General features: G+C 71.6%; 20 protein-coding genes, 1 tRNA gene and 1 pseudogene. 11 read left to right on the forward strand and 11 right to left on the reverse strand.

Annotation, left to right across the window (positions count from 1 at the left end):
• Window positions 1–82 precede the first annotated feature (82 nt).
• A pseudogene (locus tag AB0I73_RS23200) lies at window positions 83–472 on the reverse strand (DNA polymerase/3'-5' exonuclease PolX); the annotation flags it as partial.
• A gap of 291 nt (window positions 473–763) precedes the next feature.
• Between AB0I73_RS23200 and AB0I73_RS23205 the strand changes: the two are divergent.
• From AB0I73_RS23205 to AB0I73_RS23215, 3 genes are all read left to right on the forward strand, one after another.
• The gene (locus AB0I73_RS23205) at window positions 764–1861 is read left to right on the forward strand and encodes a site-2 protease family protein (RefSeq protein ID WP_363040222.1); all 1098 of its coding nucleotides are present in this window, start codon (window positions 764–766) and stop codon (window positions 1859–1861) included.
• A gap of 55 nt (window positions 1862–1916) precedes the next feature.
• Window positions 1917–2801, forward strand: coding sequence for a universal stress protein (locus AB0I73_RS23210; protein ID WP_363040224.1), 885 nt, complete (start codon window positions 1917–1919; stop codon window positions 2799–2801).
• Between the two features lie 238 nt (window positions 2802–3039).
• A complete protein-coding gene (locus AB0I73_RS23215) occupies window positions 3040–4368 on the forward strand; it encodes a phosphoribosyltransferase family protein (protein WP_363040226.1) in 1329 nt (442 codons plus the stop codon).
• A gap of 310 nt (window positions 4369–4678) precedes the next feature.
• Here the strand turns inward: AB0I73_RS23215 and AB0I73_RS23220 are convergent, their stop codons facing one another.
• From AB0I73_RS23220 to AB0I73_RS23235, 4 genes are all read right to left on the reverse strand, one after another.
• Window positions 4679–5560 (reverse strand): universal stress protein, encoded by an 882-nt coding sequence (locus tag AB0I73_RS23220; RefSeq protein ID WP_363040228.1) that lies wholly within the window; start codon window positions 5558–5560, stop codon window positions 4679–4681.
• Between the two features lie 96 nt (window positions 5561–5656).
• Complete coding sequence (locus tag AB0I73_RS23225) at window positions 5657–5866, reverse strand: hypothetical protein (RefSeq protein WP_363040230.1); 210 nt, start codon at window positions 5864–5866, stop codon at window positions 5657–5659.
• A gap of 483 nt (window positions 5867–6349) precedes the next feature.
• Window positions 6350–7387: an IS3 family transposase gene (locus AB0I73_RS23230; RefSeq protein WP_363040232.1), complete on the reverse strand. Its 1038-nt coding sequence runs from the start codon at window positions 7385–7387 to the stop codon at window positions 6350–6352.
• Window positions 7318–7593, reverse strand: a complete 276-nt coding sequence (locus tag AB0I73_RS23235; RefSeq protein WP_363040234.1) for a transposase — start codon at window positions 7591–7593, stop codon at window positions 7318–7320. The genes AB0I73_RS23230 and AB0I73_RS23235 overlap by 70 nt, the downstream gene beginning before the upstream one ends.
• Window positions 7594–7985: 392 nt before the next feature.
• Between AB0I73_RS23235 and AB0I73_RS23240 the strand changes: the two genes are divergently transcribed.
• The 5 genes from AB0I73_RS23240 to ugpC all read left to right on the forward strand — a co-directional run bounded on the left by AB0I73_RS23240 (window position 7986) and on the right by ugpC (window position 13188).
• Complete coding sequence (locus AB0I73_RS23240; RefSeq protein ID WP_363040236.1) at window positions 7986–8594, forward strand: GPP34 family phosphoprotein; 609 nt, start codon at window positions 7986–7988, stop codon at window positions 8592–8594.
• Between the two features lie 247 nt (window positions 8595–8841).
• Window positions 8842–10062 (forward strand): ABC transporter substrate-binding protein, encoded by a 1221-nt coding sequence (locus AB0I73_RS23245; RefSeq protein WP_363040238.1) that lies wholly within the window; start codon window positions 8842–8844, stop codon window positions 10060–10062.
• Window positions 10063–10117: 55 nt separating this feature from the next.
• Window positions 10118–11077: a sugar ABC transporter permease gene (locus AB0I73_RS23250; RefSeq protein ID WP_363040240.1), complete on the forward strand. Its 960-nt coding sequence runs from the start codon at window positions 10118–10120 to the stop codon at window positions 11075–11077.
• On the forward strand, window positions 11077–11910 hold the full coding sequence (locus tag AB0I73_RS23255; protein ID WP_363040242.1) for a carbohydrate ABC transporter permease: 834 nt from the start codon (window positions 11077–11079) through the stop codon (window positions 11908–11910). Before AB0I73_RS23250 ends, AB0I73_RS23255 begins: the two co-directional genes overlap by 1 nt.
• Window positions 11911–11997: 87 nt before the next feature.
• Complete coding sequence (gene ugpC, locus AB0I73_RS23260; protein WP_363040244.1) at window positions 11998–13188, forward strand: sn-glycerol-3-phosphate ABC transporter ATP-binding protein UgpC; 1191 nt, start codon at window positions 11998–12000, stop codon at window positions 13186–13188.
• Between the two features lie 25 nt (window positions 13189–13213).
• Here the strand turns inward: ugpC and AB0I73_RS23265 are convergent, their stop codons facing one another.
• The 3 genes from AB0I73_RS23265 to AB0I73_RS23275 all read right to left on the reverse strand — a co-directional run bounded on the left by AB0I73_RS23265 (window position 13214) and on the right by AB0I73_RS23275 (window position 15332).
• Window positions 13214–13750: an NUDIX hydrolase family protein gene (locus tag AB0I73_RS23265; RefSeq protein ID WP_109376198.1), complete on the reverse strand. Its 537-nt coding sequence runs from the start codon at window positions 13748–13750 to the stop codon at window positions 13214–13216.
• 119 nt (window positions 13751–13869) lie between these two features.
• Complete coding sequence (locus AB0I73_RS23270; protein ID WP_363040247.1) at window positions 13870–14682, reverse strand: SAM-dependent methyltransferase; 813 nt, start codon at window positions 14680–14682, stop codon at window positions 13870–13872.
• 167 nt (window positions 14683–14849) lie between these two features.
• Entirely contained in the window at window positions 14850–15332 is a 483-nt protein-coding gene (locus AB0I73_RS23275; protein WP_109376200.1) for a DNA starvation/stationary phase protection protein, read from the reverse strand.
• A 153-nt stretch (window positions 15333–15485) separates the two neighbouring features.
• On the opposite strand from AB0I73_RS23275, the gene AB0I73_RS23280 reads away from it, so the two are divergent.
• Window positions 15486–16280: a sulfite exporter TauE/SafE family protein gene (locus AB0I73_RS23280; RefSeq protein ID WP_363040249.1), complete on the forward strand. Its 795-nt coding sequence runs from the start codon at window positions 15486–15488 to the stop codon at window positions 16278–16280.
• Window positions 16281–16314: 34 nt separating this feature from the next.
• Here the strand turns inward: AB0I73_RS23280 and AB0I73_RS23285 are convergent, their stop codons facing one another.
• Entirely contained in the window at window positions 16315–17715 is a 1401-nt protein-coding gene (locus tag AB0I73_RS23285) for a diacylglycerol kinase family protein (protein WP_363040251.1), read from the reverse strand.
• Window positions 17716–17893: 178 nt separating this feature from the next.
• Between AB0I73_RS23285 and AB0I73_RS23290 the strand changes: the two genes are divergently transcribed.
• Complete coding sequence (locus tag AB0I73_RS23290) at window positions 17894–18634, forward strand: cobalt-precorrin-6A reductase (RefSeq protein ID WP_363040253.1); 741 nt, start codon at window positions 17894–17896, stop codon at window positions 18632–18634.
• A gap of 20 nt (window positions 18635–18654) precedes the next feature.
• Here the strand turns inward: AB0I73_RS23290 and cobF are convergent, their stop codons facing one another.
• Complete coding sequence (gene cobF / locus AB0I73_RS23295; protein ID WP_363040255.1) at window positions 18655–19446, reverse strand: precorrin-6A synthase (deacetylating); 792 nt, start codon at window positions 19444–19446, stop codon at window positions 18655–18657.
• A 64-nt stretch (window positions 19447–19510) separates the two neighbouring features.
• On the reverse strand, window positions 19511–20044 hold the full coding sequence (locus tag AB0I73_RS23300) for a DUF309 domain-containing protein (protein ID WP_363040257.1): 534 nt from the start codon (window positions 20042–20044) through the stop codon (window positions 19511–19513).
• A gap of 99 nt (window positions 20045–20143) precedes the next feature.
• Between AB0I73_RS23300 and AB0I73_RS23305 the strand changes: the two genes are divergently transcribed.
• Window positions 20144–20217: transfer RNA gene (locus AB0I73_RS23305), tRNA-Pro, on the forward strand.
• The last annotated feature ends 9 nt before the right edge of the window (window positions 20218–20226 follow it).

Here is a 20226-nt window from a genome sequence, read left to right on the forward strand (position 1 = left end):
CACCCTCAGTACAACCTCGAATGCCGGACGCCGCGACACGCGCGGACACGCACTCGAGGGGTGCCGCGTTCCGCCGTCGGCTCAGGCCGGCTTCGCTCTCGCCCCGGCCCTCGCGCAGGGTGGGCGGGATCCAGGGCAGGCCGAGCCGGGCGTACACCTCGTCCTCCGAGCGGGAGGTGACCCGCTTGCCGCCGTCGGTCTCGAACAGGCCGTACTCGGAGAGCTCCAGCCCCAGGTGGACCGCGATCGTGCGGGTGCGGATGTTGTGCGCCTTGGAGCCGGTGAAGTACTGCATCCCGGCACCCCACGCGTCCGGTCGCACCACGCGCAGGTCGACCTGGACGCCCTTGACGGTACGGATCGAGGCCTTCTTCTCCCCGTGTGCGATGACCTCGGCAGTGGAGGGCAGTTCGGTGAGCGCGTCCATGAAGGGGGCCGCCCGGCGGGCGGCGACCAGGAGGTCGCTGTCGCCCGGACGAAGGCTGTCACACCCCCGACTGCTCCACCTCTCTGCTCCATGTCCTCAGGCCAGGCCCCTCCAGCGCGCGGGGCCGTCGGGCCCAGGATGTACTGGGACCAGGAGGGACCAGCTGATCAGAAGGGTCGGCTCGGCGAGATGTCCGAGCTGAGCGCGGCCGACCCGTGGCACCGTCCTGGGGACGGGGGTCTGCATGGTCGTGTCGTCGGACCGTGGGAGGCGGGGTGGTGGGGGCGGAGCGGGTCGGCTGTTTGTCGGGTGACGGCTCGAGCAGGGGAGAGCGCCGTGCCGGCGACGTTCGTTCTGGGACGGATCGCGGGGATCCGGGTCGGCGTGCACTGGAGCGTGCTGCTCGTCTTCGGCATCATCGTGTTCGGCCTGTCGCAGGGCCGCCTCCCGGAGACATATCCGGGGCGTGCCTGGGCGGTGTACTGGGCGGCCGGCCTGTGCACCGCCGTGGTCTTCTTCGCCTCCCTGCTCGCACACGAGCTGGGGCACGCCGTCGTGGCCCGGCGCAACGGGGTCGAGGTGGACGACATCGTGCTGTGGCTGCTGGGCGGAGCGGCCCGGCTCAGGACCGAGGCGTCCAGCCCCGGCGCGGAGCTGAGGATCGCCGGCGTCGGCCCCCTCGTCAGCCTCTTGCTGGGCGGGCTCTTCGCATTCGGCGCCTGGCTGCTCGACCTGGCGTCCGGGCCCGGGGTCGTGGTGGAGATGGTGGCCTGGACGGCGGGCATCAACGTGCTGCTCGCCGTCTTCAACGCGCTGCCCGCCGCACCGCTCGACGGCGGCCGGCTGCTGCGCGCCTTCCTGTGGTGGCGCACGGGTGACCGGCTGCGGGCGACCGCGGTGGGGCAGGTCTTGGGGCGGCTGCTGGTCGTCCTCGGACTGCTCGCGTTCCTGCGGACCGGCGCGTTCGGCGGACTGTGGCTGGCGCTGATCGGTTGGTTCCTCATCGTGGCCGCCACCGCCGAGGGACGGCAGGCCCAGCTGTGCGGCGCGCTCGCCGGGGTCCCCGTGCGGGACGCCATGACGCCCGAACCTCTCGCGGTTCCCGCGGACACCACGGTGGCGGGCTTCCTCACCGATGCGCGCTACCACTACCGGCACTCGGCGTTCCCGGTGACCGAGGACGGGCCCCCGGTCGGGCTGGTGACCCTGGACAGCGCCCGAAAGGTGCCGCAGGCCGAGGCCCATGCCGTGACGGTAAGGGACGCAGGGGGCGTGAAGGCTGGGCATGGGCCGACGCTGGGGGCCCGTCGAGGGGGCCGGGAGTCCCCTCCTGTGGGAAGACGTCGAGGAGCTGCCCTGGACGTCAAGAGGCGCCTGGCCGCTGTTGCGGACGCGCTCCTTCCGCTTCGGGCGTCGCACCTCGGGGACACCTGACCACGTGGACGGACGTCCGAACGGCAGTGCACTGGGCTGAGAAAGGAACGCAAGCATGAGCACGTTGCATGTGCGGGGAGCGGTTGTCGTCGGGGTGGATGCCACGCCAGGCGCCAGGCTGGCCCTGGCCTGGGCCGCGGACGAGGCGGCGCTTCGGCGTCTGCCGCTCCATGTGGTGCTCGCCGTTGACGTGCCCGGGCTGGAGGGCGGGTCCGCCGAGCTGAGCTCGTTGTGGACGTCGTGGGGCCCGGCGATCCGTGCCGCCTACGCGCCGGTGCTGGAGGACGCGCGGGGCTTCGCCGTCGGACGGCATCCGGGGCTCACCGTGGTCGGCGAACTTGCCGACGGCTCCCCGGTGGACGTCTTGCGGGCCCGGGCGGCGGGCAGCGCCATGGTGGTGATCGGCTCGCGGCACCGCGGCATCGTGCGGGACCTGTTCAGCCGCGAGTCGGTGGGGAAGCCGCTCGTCACGCACGCACCGTGCCCGGTCGTTGCGGTCCGCGAGCCGGAGCCGGTGACACATGCCCCGCCTCATGTCGTGGTGGGTGTGGATGGTTCGGCCGTGTCGACGGAGGCGGTGCGGTTCGCCTTCGAGGAGGCCGCCTTCCGCGAAGCCCGCGTGATCGCGGTCTCGGCCTGGCAGCCGCCCTACCTCCGCGATCTGGCGCTGGAGGATGCGGAGGACGAGGTGCGGCGGGTACCGGCGGAGTCCACGGCCGGTTGGCGGGACAAGTACCCCCAGGTCGAGGTCCAGCACACGGTGGTTCGCGGGCACCCGGTACGGGTGCTCAGCGACGCGGCCCGGTGGGCGGTGGTGCTGGTGGTGGGCAGCCGTGGGCTGGGCGGGTTCTCCGGACTGCTGCTCGGCTCGGTCAGCCAGGGCCTCATGCACCATGCGCCCTGTCCGGTCGTTGTCGTGCCGCACTCCGCCGGGGACTGACACGGCCACCTGACCGCCGTACGACGGGTGGCACCCGTCGGTGCGGCGCGTACGTCAGCCCGCCCGGACGGAGAGGACCCCCGGGCAAAGGCTCATCGTCTCCTGATGCCCGGAGCCTGTACTCCATCCCCGCGAGCGCGCCTCGCAGCGGTGCGCATCCGTTTTCCGCGGGGGTGAGGATGGGGTTACGGGGCGCGCTTGGCGTCACCGTCTTGTTCCGGGACGAGGAGGTCGGATCGTGTTCTTCCTGGATCGTCGTGATGCCGGCCGGCAACTCGCTGCCAGGCTGGGACACCTGAAGGGGACCGAGGTGGTGGTGCTGGGCCTGCCCCGCGGCGGGGTTCCGGTCGCGGCAGAAGTCGCCGGGGCGCTCGGCGCGCCACTGGACGTGTGCCTGGTGCGGAAGCTGGGGGTGCCGTTCCAGCCGGAACTGGGGATGGGCGCGATCGGTGAGGGCGGGGTGCGCGTGATCAACGATGACGTGGTGCGCATGGCGCGCATCACCCCGGAGGAGCTGGCCGAGGTCGAGGCCCGTGAGCGGGAGGTGCTGGGCATGCGTGCCCGGCACTACCGGGGCGGGCGGGAGTCGCTCGACCTGCAGGGCCGCACGGTGTTGGTGGTCGACGACGGGGTGGCCACGGGGTCGACGGCGCGCGCGGCCTGCCGGATCGCCCGGGCCCGCGGGGCGGCACGGATCGTGCTGGCGGTCCCCGTGGCACCGCACGACTGGACCGCACGGCTCGGCGAGGACGCCGACGAACTGGTGTGCCCGCACACCCCGCGGGACTTCTACGCCATCGGACAGTTCTACGCCGACTTCTCCCAGACCGACGACGACGAGGTCGTCGCCTGTCTGGAAGAGGCGCTCGCCCGCCCCGTGAGCACCCACCGGACCGAGCAGCGTCACGCTGTGCCCGAGGATCGGGAGGTGGACGTCCAGGTCGGCGCGGTGGTGTTGCGCGGGCAGTTGACCGTGCCCGAGGGCGCGGCCGGGGTGGTGCTGTTCGCGCACGGAAGCGGCAGCAGCCGGCACAGTCCGCGTAACCGGTTCGTCGCCGCCGGGCTGAACAGGGCCGGGCTGGGCACCCTGCTGTTCGACCTGCTCACCGAGGCCGAGGAGACCGACCGGGCCAACGTCTTCGACACCGGCCTGCTGGCCCGGCGGCTGGCGGGCGCCACCGACTGGCTGCGCATACAGCCCGAGACCGAGGGGCTGGCGGTCGGGTACTTCGGCGCCAGCACCGGCGCCGCCGCCGCTTTGTGGGCGGCCGCCCAGCCGGGCGCGCGGATCGCCGCGGTCGTCTCCCGGGGCGGCAGGCCCGACCTGGCCGGGCCACGACTGCCGGAGGTGACGGCGCCCACGCTGCTGATCGTCGGGGGCCACGACCAGCTGGTACTCGACCTCAACCGCGATGCACAGGCCCGGCTGCGCTGCGAGAACCGGCTCGCCGTCGTCCCCGGCGCCACCCACCTCTTCGAGGAGCCCGGCGCCCTGGAGCAGGTGACCGAGCTGGCCCGTGACTGGTTCACCGACCACATGGCCCCGGTCCCGCATACGGCAGCCTGAGGACGAACGCGCGCTCCGGCCACGGGCGGTGCTCAGGTACAGCGGTATGGTCCCGCCTGCCGCGCGCCCGGGCGTTCTTGGCGTCCGACGCCAGGCTCCGTGTTTCCGGCCCCGGTGAGCATCGCGCGCATGGTGAGGACGGCCGTCCGGGCAGCAGCAGGGGCTGCCCCTTCCCCGGCAGTGTCGGCCGATGCTCGGTGTGCCGCTCGAACCGGGGCCGCCTCGGGCGATGTGCGGGTCATTCCTCCGCGCACCCAGCCGGGAGCCGTGCTGCGGGTGACCGGCGAGGGGCCGCCCCGCTGCATGCGTGCTATTGGTCGGTGTGCGGGACGGTGATGACCGGGCAGCGGGCGTGGTGCAGCACGCCCTGGCTGACGGAGCCCAGCAGCATGCCGGTGAAGCCGCCGTGCCCGCGGGTGCCCACGACCAGACCGAGGGCGTGTTCGGACGCCGTGGCCAGGACCTGTACCGGGTGGCCGGTTACGACCTCGTGGTGCAGTTCCACTTCCGGATGGGCGGCGGTAAGCCCGGCGACGGTCTCCGACAGCAGCCGGCGGCACTCCTGGACGGCCGCGTCCTCGTCCAGGACTCCGAGCCGCGGTGGGTGCCGCACGTACAGGGCCCGCAGGATGGCGCCGCGCAGGGCGGCCTCCTCGGAGGCGAAGTCGGCGGCGGCGGCGGAATGAGGGCTGCCGTCGACTCCGACCACGAAGTATGGGGGCTCCTGTGTGATGTGTTCCGACTCGGGGACGGTCACCACGGGGCAGGGCGCGTGAGCGATCAGCGGCAGGGTGACGGCGGCGGAGGTGAAGAGCTCCCGGAGGGGACTCAGATGCCAGGAACCGAGCACGATCATGGGGGCGTTCTGTGCCTGCTCGCGCAGCACCCACGCTGGATGCCCCTCGGCCAGCAGCCCGGACACCGGTAGCTGCGGATACCGGGACTCGACGAAGGCCACCGCCTCCTTCAGCACGCTGTCGCCCGTGGCGTGCAGTGCCTCGTTCCACTCCTCCCAGGACGGCCGGCCGCCGGTCGGCCGGTGTCCGGGGATCGGCACGTTCTGCGCGAGGACAAGAAGCAAGGGCAGGCGGCGCCGGTCCGCCTCGTCGGCGGCCCAGGCAAGCGCCGCGCGTCTGCCGGGATCAGGGTCGACGCCGACCACGATCGGGTTTCGTCCTTGTGCATGGGTCATCGCCGACTCCCTGTGATTTCTTCGACCGGGACCGGCGCATCGGGCCCGGTGCCGGTCACCGCTGCCGAATCGGTTTCTTCCGGCGCCGGGGAGCGTCTACAGGCCCTGGGAGAGCAGGAGTTCGTGGGCGAGTCGTGCACCGCGTGCCGCTTCCTCGGGGGGAACGTCCTCCGACGGGATGTTCTCCAGGCCATGGGCGAGTACCCGGACGGCCTCAGCCAGGGTTGCGACCTGTGCCTCCAGTCGGCTCAACCGGGCCTCCGGTCCGGGCGTGGCATTGGATTCGTCGGGATGGGGCTGCGCCATGTCGTGCTTCCTTTCAAGGCGGTGATGGGACCGTAGGCCGACGCGGTCCAGCACGCTGATCAGTCCGCCCTGTGCAGGGTGGTCCCCTTGCGGCCACACGGTTTCGCTGCCCTGGCGGCGACGGTGCGCGGACCGAGAACCCGGGCAGCGACTTCGGGAAACTGATCAGCCATGGGGGAGCACTACCGCTTGGTCGCCCGGGCAGCCGTGTCCTGCCGGTCACCGCTCATAGCCAGTAAACAACGGTCGCCCGGCGCTCGCAGCGAACAGGGCTTTCCGGGCGTATCGCCGGCCCTTCCCGGCGACGGGACCGTAGGACGGAGGTGCGCTGGATGCTTAGCCTGGAGCACGCGGGAGGGCCTGTCTCTTCCTCCGCTGTGGCGTGATGGTGCACTCGGACGTCCACAGCCCTGGTCACGGACCGGCGAGCGCCGGCGTGGCCGGGAGGGCGGAGTGAGGTCCCCGCTGTGCGGGAGTGGCTGACTAGCTGGTCAGGGCAGGTTTGCGGGGTTTCAGGTTCACCGGTTCGGCCGTTGCCTGGTCGGCGTAGTGCTTCTCCTCGAACTCGATGGGGCTGAGGCAGCCGAGTCGTTTCTGGATGCGGCGGGGGTTGTGGAACCCGTCGACGTACTCGAAGAGCGCGAGGTTCGCTTCGGCTCTGGTGGCGAAGACGCGGCCGCGGATGCACTCGGTCTTGATCAGCATCCACAGGTTCTCCGCCAGGGCATTGTCGAACGAGTCGCCGACCGAGCCCATGGACGCTTGGACTCCTGCCCGGAGTAAGCGGGTTGTGAGCTTGATGGACGTGTACTGACAGCCGTGGTCGGCATGGTGAATGAGCGTGCCGGGGGTGACCTCGCGGCCGGTCAGGGCGTACTCCAGCGTGGTGAGGACCAGGTCGGCGTCCGCGCGGGCGGAGGTCTCCCAGGCCACGACCCGGCGGGAGAAGGCGTCCCGGATCGCGGACAGCCACAGGGGGCCCTCGCCGGTGGGGATCATGGTGAGGTCGGTGACCCACAGCCGCTTCGGTGCGGGTGCGGTGAAGTCGCGTTGCACCAGGTCGGGGGCGAGGTCGGCGTCCGGGTCGCGGCGGGTGGAGCCCCTGCCCGTGCGGCGTGGGCTGATGCCGGCCAGGCCGGCCTCCCGCATCAGCCGCTCGACGCTCCCCCGCAAGCGGGGGCACCCCCAGCGGCCGATGCGGAGGTCTTCGCGTGCGAGGACGGCATGCACGCGGGGTGAGTCGTAGATCCCGCCGGAGTCGGCGTGGACCTGCCGGATCTGCCCGGTCAGCTCGATGTCCTGGCGGCGCCGCTCGCACGGCTGCTTCTCGGCCTGGCGCCAGCGGTGGTAGGTGGACGAGGGGATGGAGAGTTCCCGGATGACGGGCTCGACACCGAGGTCACTGTGTTCGTCGACGAACGTCAGTACCTGCGCCGGGTCGTGTCGAGTTCCTAGGCGAAAAAAGCCGAGGCGGCTTTCAGGATCTCGTTCGACCGCTTGAGCTGGGCGTTCTCCTTGCACAGGGTCGTCAACTCTTCCCGCTCGGCGGTGGTGAGCAGGTCGCCCCGCTCACCGGCGTCGGCCTGCCGGATCCAGCCCCGCAGGGCCTCGTGGTGCACGCCGAGTTCCTCGGCCAGACGGCGGATCACCGGCTTCGGCTCGGCCGTGCGGTACATCCGCACCGCACGCTCACGCAACTCCAGCGGGTCTTTCCTCGGTGCGGGCATCGTGTGGGCTCCTCTCATGAGACCCATCCGCCCCTCTGCCACCCTCCACCGCATCTCGGGGGAAGCTCAGTCTGGACCTGGTCTGCGTCATGGGGACCAGTTGGGGACCGAACGGCATGCGCGATGCCGTACTTCACACCGCGAAGCGCACGGTATCTGCCCTTGGAACAGCCGGTTCATCCAGATGATCGCGGTAGCCCGCACTCCTGGGGGTCAAGGGGTCGCAGGTTCAAATCCTGTCGTCCCGACCAGCTTGTAGCAGGTCGGAAGCCGCCTTCTCATGGATGGGAAGGCGGCTTTTCGTCGTTCCCCGGTGTGGTGGTCGTACGATGTGTCGTCTGTGGGATGTGCCACCACCCCTTTGACGGGGAGCCACTGACAGGGAGTCGCTCATGACCACGGCACGGGACCTGATGATCGTCGCCCTCGACACCCCCTCCACCCCTCCGGTGGCGCAGGGTGAGCTGTCGCTCGCGCTCGCGGGAGCGGAGCTGATCGACCTCATGGACGCCGAGGCCGTCACCCTGGACGAGCACCGCGTGGTCCCCGGGCTGCCGCCCGCCGACGGTGAGGGACTGCTGGGCGAGGCCGCCTCGTCACTCGTACGGCAGACGCCCTACGAATCCGTCGAGGAATGGTTGTGGCGCCGGGGCCGCGGTCTGGCCGCCGCCCATCTTGCCGCCCTGGAGTCGGAAGGGCTGGTCACCCGGCCGCACGCCCGCCGGATCTCCTTCCGGACGGATCCGCCGGTGCCGGCCGATTCGCCGGCCCGGAGCCGGGCGGCCGACCGCTGGGCGTCGCGTGAACCGGTGCTGGCCGGCCTCGCCGCCGCCGCGGGGATCGGGGAGCAGCCGGCCGAGGACCGGGTCGCCGAGCTCGCCGACGATCAGGTCGTGACCGTCCTGGCCACCGTCAACGACGCCGTCATGGAACTGGGGGCCGTACGGCAGCGGCGAGACATCGAGGACGCGGCCTTCGACAACGTCTGGCGAGCTGTCTGACGCGCTCCGCGGTCGATTCGCCCGTAGATGTCCTTGATGTCGCTCTGTGTGCTGCTTAAGGTTCGCCGGGTAAGCACCGCCGCGGGGCCCGACGCCCGCGCCGCCGTCCCGGAAGCGAGGTGTGGAGCGCGTGCGCGCGATGTGCGGGGGCCGGCCGGACCCGGGAAACCCCGGCGAGGGGCGACACCCCCGACACCCCCGACGAACGCGACGGCCGCGGCCGCGGGTGCTGGTCGCGCTGACGCTGATGGCGTCCACGCTCGCCGCCTGTGGCGGTGAACAGGAGGGTTCCGGCCCGACCACGCTCAACTGGTACAACTTCCCCGACGACTCCGGCGCCCTGCAGAAGGCCGCCGACCGGTGCGGTCGGGCATCGGGCGGCCGCTACCGGATCAGCTACAACAAGCTGCCACGAGGCGCCGACGGCCAGCGCCAGCAGATGGTGCGCCGGCTCGCCGCCCAGGACGACTCCCTCGACATCCTGGGCCTGGACGTGACCTGGCCCGCGGAGTTCGCCGAGGCCCGCTGGATCCGGGAGTGGACGGGCGAGACGAAACGGCGGGCCACCGAGGACACCCTGCGTGCCCCCCTGCGGACCGCCACCTGGAAGGGCAGGCTCTACGCCGTCCCGTACAACACCAACACCCAACTCCTGTGGTACCGCGAGGACCTGGTGCCCACCCCGCCCACGACCTGGTCCGAGATGCTGACGATCTCCCGCGACCTGGCCCGGCGGGGCAAACCGCACTACGTGGAGATCCAGGGCGCCCAGTACGAGGGGCTGACCGTCTGGTTCAACACCCTGGTCAACAGCGCGGGCGGCTCCATCCTCAACCCGAGCGCCACCGCGCCGTCGCTCGGCGCGCCGGCCGTGCGGGCCGCCGCCCTCATGCGGGACTTCGCCCGCTCCCCGGCCGCGGATCCCTCCCTGCCCAACCAGATGGAGGACCAGAACCGTCTCGCCATGGAGTCGGGGGCGGCGGCGCTCGAGATCAACTACCCGTTCGTCTATCCGTCGATGAAGGCGAACAACCCGCAGCTGTTCAAGAGCTTCCGCTGGGCGCCCTACCCACGCATCGACGCCGACCGCCCCGCCCGCCCCACCATCGGTGGCATCGACCTGGCCGTCAGCGCCTACTCCCACCACCCCGACCTGGCCTTCGAGGCGGCCCTGTGCCTGCGCGACCACGAGAACCAGCTCACCGCCGCGCTCGAGGGCGGACTGCCACCCACTCTGCGCTCCCTGTACGACGAGCCGACGTTGATGAAGCAGTACCCCTTCTCCCAGGATGTGCTGGCCGCTCTGGAGTCGGCGAGCGTCCGGCCGGTCACTCCCGCCTACCAGAACGTGTCGATCGCCGTCTCCCACACCCTGTCCCCGCCGTCCGCCGTCAAGCCGGAAAGCTCGGTCGAGACCATCAGGCAGCAGATCGACGATGCCCTGCGATCCGAGGGTGTGATTCCGTGAACCACCACCCGCCGTGCCCCGCCGGTGCGCGGGCGTCCTTCCGGGGCGACACCGGATGAGCACGATGGCCGACCCGGCCGGCACCCGGCCGCCCGACGGGACGACGCCGCCCCGGGGCGGGAAGGACAGGGCTGCCCTCTCGGCCGGTGCCAAGCAGGAACGGCGCCTCGGCTGGCTGTTGTGCGCACCGGCCGTCATCGTCATGATCGCCGTGACCGCCTACCCCATCGGATACGCCGTCTATCTGTCCCTCCAGCGCTACGACCTGCGCTTCCCGGCTCAGGCCGAGTTCGTCGGCCTGAGCAACTACGGGGCCGTGCTGTCCTCCCCGTTCTGGTGGGACGCGTTCTGGGTCACGCTGTTCATCACCGCCGTGTCCGTGGCCGTCGAACTCGTTCTCGGCATGGGACTCGCCCTGGTGATGCACCGCACGGTCTTCTGGCGCGGCACGGTGCGCACCGCGGTCCTCGTCCCGTACGGCATCGTCACGGTGGTCGCCGCCTTCTCCTGGCAGTACGCCTGGACCCCTGAACTGGGCTATCTCGCCGGACTGCTGCCCAGCGGCGAGGCCCCGCTGACCGAACAGTGGCCCGCGCTGTGGCTGATCATCCTCGCCGAGGTGTGGAAGACCACCCCGTTCATGGCGCTGCTGCTGCTCGCCGGCCTCGCCCTGGTCCCCGAGGAGACTCTGCGGGCGGCCATGGTGGACGGCGCCACATCCTGGCAGCGGTTCACCAAGATCATGGTGCCGCTGATGAAACCGGCCATCCTGGTGGCGCTGCTCTTCCGCACGCTGGACGCCTTCCGGATCTTCGACAACATCTACGTCCTGACCTCGGGCGCACACGGCACCGGCTCCCTGTCGATCCTCGGCTACGACAACCTGTTCACCGCGCTGAACCTGGGCATCGGGTCGGCGATCTCGGTCCTGATCTTCCTCTGCGTCGGGATCATCGCCTTCACCTTCGTCAAGCTGTTCGGCGCCGCCGCACCCGGCGCGGAGGTGAAGCGCTGATGGCCGCAGCGGGCAGGACGCACGCGACCCGCTGGGGCGTCGTCAACGTCGTCGTGGTGCTGTACGCCCTGTTCCCGGTGTGGTGGATCGCCGCGCTGTCGTTCAAGGACCCCGCCACCCTCTCCGACGGCGACTTCATCCCCCGGGACTGGACCTGGGAGAACTACCGGGGCATCTTCGAGACCTCCCAGTTCACCCGGGCACTGATCAACTCGATCGGCATCGCGCTGATCGCCACGGTGATCGCGGTGGTCCTGGGCACCATGGCCGCCTACGCCGTGGCCCGGCTGCGGTTCCCCGGCAAGCAGCTGCTCATCGGAATGTCGCTGCTGATCGCCATGTTCCCGCCGATCTCCCTGGTCTCGCCGCTGTTCGAGATCGAGCGGGCCATCGGGATCTTCGACACCTGGATCGGGCTCATCATCCCGTACATGACCTTCTCGCTGCCGCTGGCGATCTACACCCTGTCGGCGTTCTTCCGGGAGATCCCGTGGGACCTGGAGAAGGCCGCCAAGGTGGACGGCGCCACGCCCGCGCAGGCGTTCCGGCTGGTCATCGTGCCGCTGGCCGCGCCGGGCGTGTTCACCACCGCCATCCTGGTGTTCATCTTCTGCTGGAACGACTTCCTGTTCGCGATCTCGCTGACCTCCACCGAGTCCGCGCGGACGGTGCCCGCCGCGATCGCTTTCTTCACCGGCAGCTCCCAGTTCCAGCAGCCCACCGGGTCGATCGCCGCCGCCGCCGTGGTGATCACCATCCCCATCATCGTCTTCGTCCTGTTCTTCCAGCGGCGGATCGTGGCCGGACTGACCTCCGGGGCGGTCAAGGGGTGACCGGACCGCACCCGGACCCGGCCGCCTGAAGGCCCGTCACACATGTTTGTCACGAAGGCCCGTCACGAAGACAAGGAGGCACCACCCATGGCCGAGATCGTCCTCGAGGGCGTCACCAAGCGTTTTCCCGACGGATCCGTCGCCGTGAAGGACGTGGACCTCGCCATCGCCGACGGCGAGTTCGTGATCCTGGTCGGCCCGTCCGGATGCGGCAAGTCCACCACCCTGAACATGATCGCCGGACTGGAGGACATCACCGAGGGCACCCTGCGCATCGGCGACAAGGTCGTCAACGACCTCGCGCCCAAGGAGCGCGACGTCGCCATGGTGTTCCAGAGCTACGCCCTGTACCCGCACATGAGCGTGCGCGAGAACATGGGCTCCCCGCTGCGCCTGGCGAAGGTGGACAAGGCCGTCATCGCCGGCAAGGTCGAGGAGGCCGCGCGGGTCCTCGACCTGAGCGAGTTCCTGGACCGCAAGCCCGCCAACCTCTCCGGCGGCCAACGTCAGCGGGTGGCGATGGGGCGGGCCATCGTCCGCGACCCCAAGGCGTTCCTGATGGACGAGCCGCTGTCCAACCTGGACGCCAAGCTGCGGGTGCAGATGCGCACCCAGGTCTCCCGGCTGCAGCGCCGCCTGGGCACCACCACCGTCTACGTCACCCACGACCAGACCGAGGCGATGACCCTCGGCGACCGGGTCGTGGTCATGCGGCAGGGCGTGGTCCAGCAGATCGGCACGCCCGCGCAGCTCTACGACCTGCCGTGCAACCTCTTCGTCGCGGGCTTCATCGGATCCCCGGCGATGAACTTCGTCGGCGCCCTCCTGGAGACGGGTGTGCTGCGCTCACCGCTGGGCGACCTGCCGCTCGACGACCGTACGCGCCAGGCGCTGGAACGGCGGAACGCGCCGCGCGACGTCATCGTAGGGCTGCGTCCCGAGGCCTTCGAGGACGCGGCCCTGGCCCGCGAGCCGGGCGGCCCCGTCCTCACGGCCACCGTGGACGTGCTGGAGTCGCTCGGTTCCGACGTGTACGTCCACTTCGGCGCCGAGGGCGGACCGGTGACGACCACCGAACTGGAGGAACTCGCCACCGACTCCGGCCTGCGCGACACCGGCGCGGGGGCCGCGCAGCAGATCGTGGCCCGGCTGGACGCCGCCACCCGCGCCCGTGAGGGAGCGCCCGTGGAACTCCGGGTCGACATGGGCAAGGCGCATGTCTTCGACCCCTCGACCGGGGCGAACCTCACCCACCCGGAGAGCACGGACGCCCCCTGACCCCGCTCGCGCCGTTCCCGCCGGATCAGCCCACGCAGCCCGCATGGGCCAGCGCCTGCTTCAGCAGCACCCCGTGCCCGCCCGGCATCTCGCTCTGCACGGCCTCCGACAGGGCCTCCTGCGGGCTGAACCACACCAGGTCGAGGGCGTCCTGCCGGGGCCGGCAGTCACCCGTCACCGGCACGATGTAGGCGAGGGACACCGCGTGCTGACGCGGGTCGTGGTACGGCGTGACGCCGTGCGTGGGGAAGTACTCCGCGACCGTGAACGGCTGGAGCGACGCCGGGATCCGGGGCAGCGCCACCGGGCCGAGGTCCTTCTCCAGATGGCGCAGCAGTGCGTCGCGGACCCGCTCGTGGTGCAGCACCCGGCCGGAGACCAGCGTCCGGCTGACCGTGCCGTCGGGTCCTATGCGCAACAGCAGGCCGACGCTGGTGACTTCGCCGCTGTCGTCGACACGGACGGGGACGGCCTCGACGTACAGGATCGGCATGCGGGCCCGTGTCATCTCCAGTTCGTCGGAGGACAGCCAACCCGGCGTGGTTTCGGTCGTATCAGACATCGCTTGATCATACTTTCAACGGTTCGGACTTACGGGGGTGCCGGCCGCTCCGCGGTGGTGTGTCCTCCTCGAGGGGCTCGGCCGGATCGGATCGACGGTCGCGTCAGGGTTTCACGGCGTCAGGGTTTCACGGCCACCGCGCCGTACTGCGGTACGACGACCGCGGCGTCCGCCCCGGCACGCCACCGCGAGCAGGACACCAGGCCGGGCTCGACCAGGTTCAGCCCCTCGAAGAACGCGGCGATGTCCTCGGCACTGCGGGCGGTGATCGGGGGAGTGGCGTTCTCGTTCCAGAACTCCATCGCGGGGACCTGGTTCTCGCCGCCCACCCCGGCGTCGGAGGTGGGGTGGGTGAGCACGAGGAAACTGCCGGAGGGAGCGGCTGCCACGATCCGCCGTACGATCTCACGGGCCTCGCCGGTGTCGAGGACGAAGTTGAGGATGCCCAGCATCATCACCGCGACCGGACGGTCGAAGTCGAGTGTGGCGGCGGCCCGTTCGAGGATGGCGTCCGGGTCGCGCACATCGGCGTCGAGGTAGGCGGTCGCGCCGTCGTGGCCGCCGGTGAGCAGGGCCCGGGCGTGGACCAGCACGGTCGGGTCGTTGTCGACGTAGACGATCCGGGAGTCCGGAGCGATCCGCTGCGCGATCTCGTGGGTGTTGTCCGCGGTCGGCAGCCCGGTGCCGACGTCGAGGAACTGCCGCACCCCGCGCTCACCGGCCAGATACGTGACGGCCCGGCCCAGGAACTCCCGGTCCGCGCGAGCGATGTCCCGGATGACCGGGATGATCGAGGCGACCTGGTCACCGACCCGCCGGTCGACCTCGTAGTTGTCCTCGCCGCCGATCCAGTGGTTCCACACGCGTGCGTTGTGCGCGACAGAGGTGTCCAGCCGCGCCGGGACCCTCGGCGGGGTGTGGCTCTCACCCACGTCTCTCGCCCTCCCTCGCTCCTCCGGCCGGATCCGGCCGTCGCGGTCATTGTGCCGCGCGGTGATCACCCTGTCCCGGGAATGGGGGAGCGGGACAGGGGAGCGGGAGCGAGGGAGGGCGGGGAGCGAGCAAGGGAGCGCCGGGGTGGGGGCGCCGCGTGCGTTGGTCAGGAGCCGAAGGGGGTGTTCTCCGCCTCGAACATCCAGCGCAGTTTCTCCAGTTCGGCGGTGACGGAGATCAGCAGGTCCTGGGTGACCGGGTCCGCCTTCTCGGTGGCGTCGACGCGCTCGCGCAGCCGTACGATCGCGGTGCCCAGCGCCTCCGTCATCACCCGCACGGCGTCCTCGTCCCGCAGCCAGCCCTCTTCGGGGACGGGCAGTGAGAAGACCTTGGCGACGGTCTCCGGACGGCCGTCCGGCGGCACGCCGAGCGTCGCGGAGCGCTCCGCGACCGTGTCGGCGCCGGTGCGCGCGGCCGAGACCACCTCGTCCAGCTGGAGGTGGACCGAACGGAACCGCGGACCCACGACGTTCCAGTGCGCCTGCTTGCCGATCAGGGAGAGGCCGAGGAGATCCACCAAAGTGCTCTGGAGTGCCTCGCAGGCGATTCGGCGGTCCTCGTCGGGCAGCGTGCTCCGCACAACGGTCATGGGGTGGGGGCTCCCTTCACGTTTTCTTCTTTCTCGTCCGACCGCGCAGCTGCCCCGGAGGTTCCGGCGTAAACACGATGCCTTCCGCGGCAGGACCATCAGGCGAGACGGTGCTGACCACGATCATCAGGGGGCATAGCATCGGGCCCCGCAATGAACACGATGACACTCTGGGACCTCAACGGCTGGCAATTCGCCGCCCTCGCCTTCGCGGCCCTGCTCGTGGGCTTCTCCAAGACCGCCGTGAGCGGGGCCAACACGGTCAGCCTCGCCGTCTTCGCGGCGATGCTGCCCGCCCGCGCCTCCACCGGCGTACTGCTGCCCATCCTGATCGCCGGGGACGTGCTCGCCGTCCTCACCTACCGGCGGCACGCCCACTGGCCCACGCTGTGGCGGCTGTTCCCGGCGGTCGCCGCGGGCGTCGTGGTCGGCACCGTCTTCCTGATGTGGGCGGACGACGAGGCGGTCCGGACGTCGATCGGGGCGATCCTGCTGCTGATGGCCGGGGTGACGGTGTGGCGGCGGCGAGCCGCGGAGAGAGCCGCGGAGGGGGACGGCGCCGGGACCGAACCCGACGCGGTCACCTCCCGGGCCGGCAAGCTCAAGGCGCGTTCGTACGGCGTCCTCGGCGGTTTCACCACCATGGTCGCCAACGCGGGCGGACCGGTGATGTCCCTGTACCTGCTCTCCGCGGGCTTCCGGAAGCTGGGCTTCCTGGGGACGTCGGCCTTCTTCTTCCTGATCGTCAACACGTCCAAGGTGCCGTTCAGCGTGGGCCTCGGACTGATCAACGCGGAATCGCTGCTGCTCGACGCGGCGCTCGTCCTGTTCGTCGTGCCCGGAGCGTTCCTCGGCAAATGGGCCGTGAGCCGGATCAACCAGTTGCTCTTCGAGCGGCTGGTGATCGCGGCGACGGTGGTGGGCGGCGTGCAACTGCTGCTGCACTGAGCCGGGAGCCGGTGAGCGTCGGTGGGCGCCGGACCTACCGTGAGCCGAGAAAGGGCTCCTTGCCCTCCGTCTGCGGGAGATCCTGGTGCCGGAATCGGCTGGGGGCCGCCGTGCGGCCGACCGTCGCCGCCAGTTTGCGCAGCCGCCGCCAGTCCAGGCGCGGTGGCACAGGCGCGACGCCGGGCCGCTTGCGGGGGACGCGGACCCGGAGCGCGCCGGGTGCGATACGGCAGCGGACGGGCGCCGGCAGCACCAGGGCCTCCCCGTCGACCCCGGCCTCGATCTCCGCGCGGTCCCCCTCGATGACGACCTCGGAGGCGGTCAGGATGGTGAGCCCGCTCGGCGCGGGGTCCAGCAGCAGCGCGGCGGCGTCCACCGCGCCCTCCACCTTGACGCCGAGGACACCGAGTACGCCCGAATCGAGCCGGTCCCGCCGGCCCAGGCCGAGGGGGTCGTCGGTGCGGTAGGGGTTGTTGCTGACCAGCACCGCCTGCGGGGCGTCGAGCGTCGTGTCGCCGATGCGGGCGACCAGCCGGGGGCCCTGCTGCCCGGTGAGCAGGTCGGGCAGCAGCTCCAGACTGGTGCCGATCTTGTCGTCCCGGTAGGCCGGGCTCTGCACGATCGACGCGTACGCGCCGAAGGACGCGTTGTTCACGAAGGGCTGGTCACCGGCGAAACCGAGATCGACGCGCAGCTCCACCCCGTCGGTGAGCGCGTCCAGGCAGGCGGCCGGATCACCGCGGTCCAGACCCAGGTCCAGGGCGAAGTGGTTGCGCGTCCCGGCGCTGATGACCAGGAACGGGATGCCGTGCTCGGCGGCCACGGCCGCGACCAGCGCCTGCGTGCCGTCACCCCCGGCGGCACCCAGCAGGTCGGCGCCGTCCGCGACGGCCTCCCGGGCCAGAGCGGTCACGTCGTTCTGCACCTCCGGATCGAGCAGGACGACCCGGGCACCCAGGCGCTCCGCCTTCTCCCGCAGGCCGAACCGCCCCACCTTGCCGCCGCCCGAACGGGGATTCATGATGAGCACCGGCCGCCGGGGCGGCGGTGTCCGCCGCTCCCCCTGCCGGTCCCGCAGCCGCTCGCTCCCCGTCCCCCGCAGCGCGTACCGGCCGCTCCACACGGCCAGCCCCCACAGGGCCAGCGACAGCGGCAGCGCCCAGAACAGGGTGACGGCGAACAGCGCGACGACAGCCGCGGGCACACACAGCACCACCAGCCCGGCCACCCAGCGCAGCGGACCCCGCAGGGTCAGCGCCCACCACAGGGCCGCGGCGCTCACGGCGAGGCCGGCCACGCCGCAGAGCAGCAGCGCCAGCCCCCGCAGACCTCCGTAGAGGAGCGGGAACAGCACCGCGAGCGTGGCCGCGGCCAGCGCCACCCGCGCGGACCACCGCTGGACCCGGTAGGCCCGCCTGCTCAAGTCCACGGCCATGACTCCTCCAGTCGCCGGCGTCATCGTAGGACGTAAGAGGGCACGGGTGTTGCCGACATCAGCGTCCCGGCCACGGCGCATGTCCGACATCCACGGGCCTGCCCCTCGGGCGCCCCTCCGACGCCCCCATCAGGTCCCGGCCCGTTCCCTTTGGCGCCGGACCCGTACGCTCGGCGGCATGTCCGCACACGTCCTGGTCCTCGGCGGTACCACCGAGGCACGCGAACTCGCCGCCGAGCTGACCGCCCGCCCCGGAGTGCGGGTGACCACCTCGCTCGCCGGACGGGTGGCACGGCCCTCAGCGGTCGCGGGCGGGATGCGCGTCGGTGGCTTCGGCGGGGCGCGAGGACTCGCCGACTGGCTCCGCGACCAGGACGTGACGGCCCTGGTCGACGCCACGCACCCGTTCGCCGAGCGGATCACGGCGAACGCGGCACGGGCCGCGACCGCGACGGGCGTGCCCCTGGTCGTCCTGCGCCGCCCCGGCTGGCAGCCCGGACCGGACGACCGCTGGCACCCGGTCCCCTCCCTGGACGCCGCCGCCGACCTACTTCCCGGGCTCGGACAGAGAGTCCTCCTCACCACCGGCCGCCTGGGCCTCGCCGCCTTCGCCCGGCTGACCCGGCTCCACTTCACCGTCCGGTCGGTGGATCCCCCCGAGCCGCCCGTGCCGCCGCACCTGCGCGTCCTGCTGGCCCGTGGACCGTTCACCGTGGCCGACGAGACGGCCCTGCTGCGCGAGCACCGCATCGACGTACTGGTGACCAAGGACAGCGGGGGATCGGCGACGTCCGCCAAACTCACGGCGGCCCGCGAACTCGGCCTGCCGGTCGTGGTCGTACGCCGTCCACCGCTGCCGGAGGGCGTCAGCCCGGTGCCCGACGTGACGAGCGCCCTGGAACGCCTGGGACCCCTCTGACCCGACGGGTCCCGGGCGGCTCAGCCGTCCCCGGGATTCCGCCGCAGCAGATACGTGTCCATGATCCAGCCCTTGCGCTCGCGGGCCTCGGCGCGCAGCCGCTCGATCCGGGGAGCGGCCTCGGCGAGCGGCCCGGAGACGAGGATCTCGTCCGGGGTGCCTATGTAGGCGCCCCAGTAGATGTCGATGTTTTGATCGGCCTGGCCGTCCTGGCCGGCGTACTGCCGGAAGGTCTGGTGGGCGTCCAGCATCACGACGACGTCGTCCACCCCCTCGGGGAAGCCCTCCGCGAGCCGCCGGCCCGTGGTGATCTGGACCGGGCGGGCGACCCGGTTGAGCCCCGTGCGGTGCCGGGCGACGAGCGCCGAGACACTGCTGATCCCCGGCACGACGTCGTACTCGAAGGCGACCACGCCCCGCGCCAGCACCTCCTCGAGGATGCCCAGTGTGCTGTCGTACAGCGACGGGTCCCCCCACACCAGGAACGCGCCCACCTCGCCCTCGCCCAACTCCTCGGCGATCAGCCGCTCGTAGATGTTCGCGCGGGCGCTGCGCCAGTCACCGACGGCGGGGGGGTAGGCCGCGCCGCCGGCGCTCCGGTCCCGCTCCGGGTCGCGCGCCTCGACGACGCGGTACGTCCGCTCCGGCAGGTGTGCGTCGAGCATGTCCCGGCGGAGCCCGGTCAGGTCCGCCTTCACCTCGCCCTTGTCGAGGATGAAGAACACGTCCGTCCCGCGCAGCGCCTTGACCGCCTGCAGGGTCAACTGGTCGGGATCGCCCGCGCCGATACCGATGACATGGATTTTTCGCACGCCCCGAGTCTGCCGTACGCCGCTGACGGCGCACGCACCGCACCCCCGGGCGGCACCCGCCCCGCTACGCGGGCTTCCGCAGCCGTGGCGCCCGCGCCCCCGCGTCCACCGGAACGCCGTCCCCCCGCTCCACCTCCGCCGCCAGCTCCCGGGCCCAGGCGACGACCCCGTCGAGGTCGATCCCGTGCGGACGCGCGGACCCGGCACCCGCGGCCCACTCCTCCGCCGCGCCCGCCCCGCGCCGCAGCAGCCGCGCCCCGCCGGTGACGTTCCCGCGCGCCGCGTGGGTGAGTCCCACGGCGAGCTGGGCCAGCCCCCGCCACAGCTCCCGCTCCTCCTCGGGCCCCGACTTCCAGGCGTCCTCGAACACCTCGTGCGCGTGGAACGGCTTCCCCTCGTCCAGCAGCCGCTGCGCCTCGGCGACACTCGCCTCCGGCGGCCGGACGACCCCCTCGGGCTGCCGGGGCACCCCCTCCGCGCCGTACGGCAGCGGCCGCCCCAGCCCGTCCCGCGGCCGGGCGTTGCGCGCCCGCCCCTCACCGTCCCGGTCCCGCACGACGGCCGTCCGGTCCGGGGATGTCCTGTCCGTGCTGTCCATACGCCGATTGTCCCCCGTCCGACCTGGCTTCGGCGCGGGGCGCGGTGTGCGGTAAAGTGCTGTCCACGTGATCACGCGCTTCACCGCACGTGACCGCATCGGGACGTGGCGCAGCTTGGTAGCGCACTTGACTGGGGGTCAAGGGGTCGCAGGTTCAAATCCTGTCGTCCCGACTGGAGACA

Source organism: Streptomyces sp. NPDC050388, from assembly GCF_040655635.1.
Classification (GTDB): Bacteria; Actinomycetota; Actinomycetes; order Streptomycetales; family Streptomycetaceae; genus Streptomyces.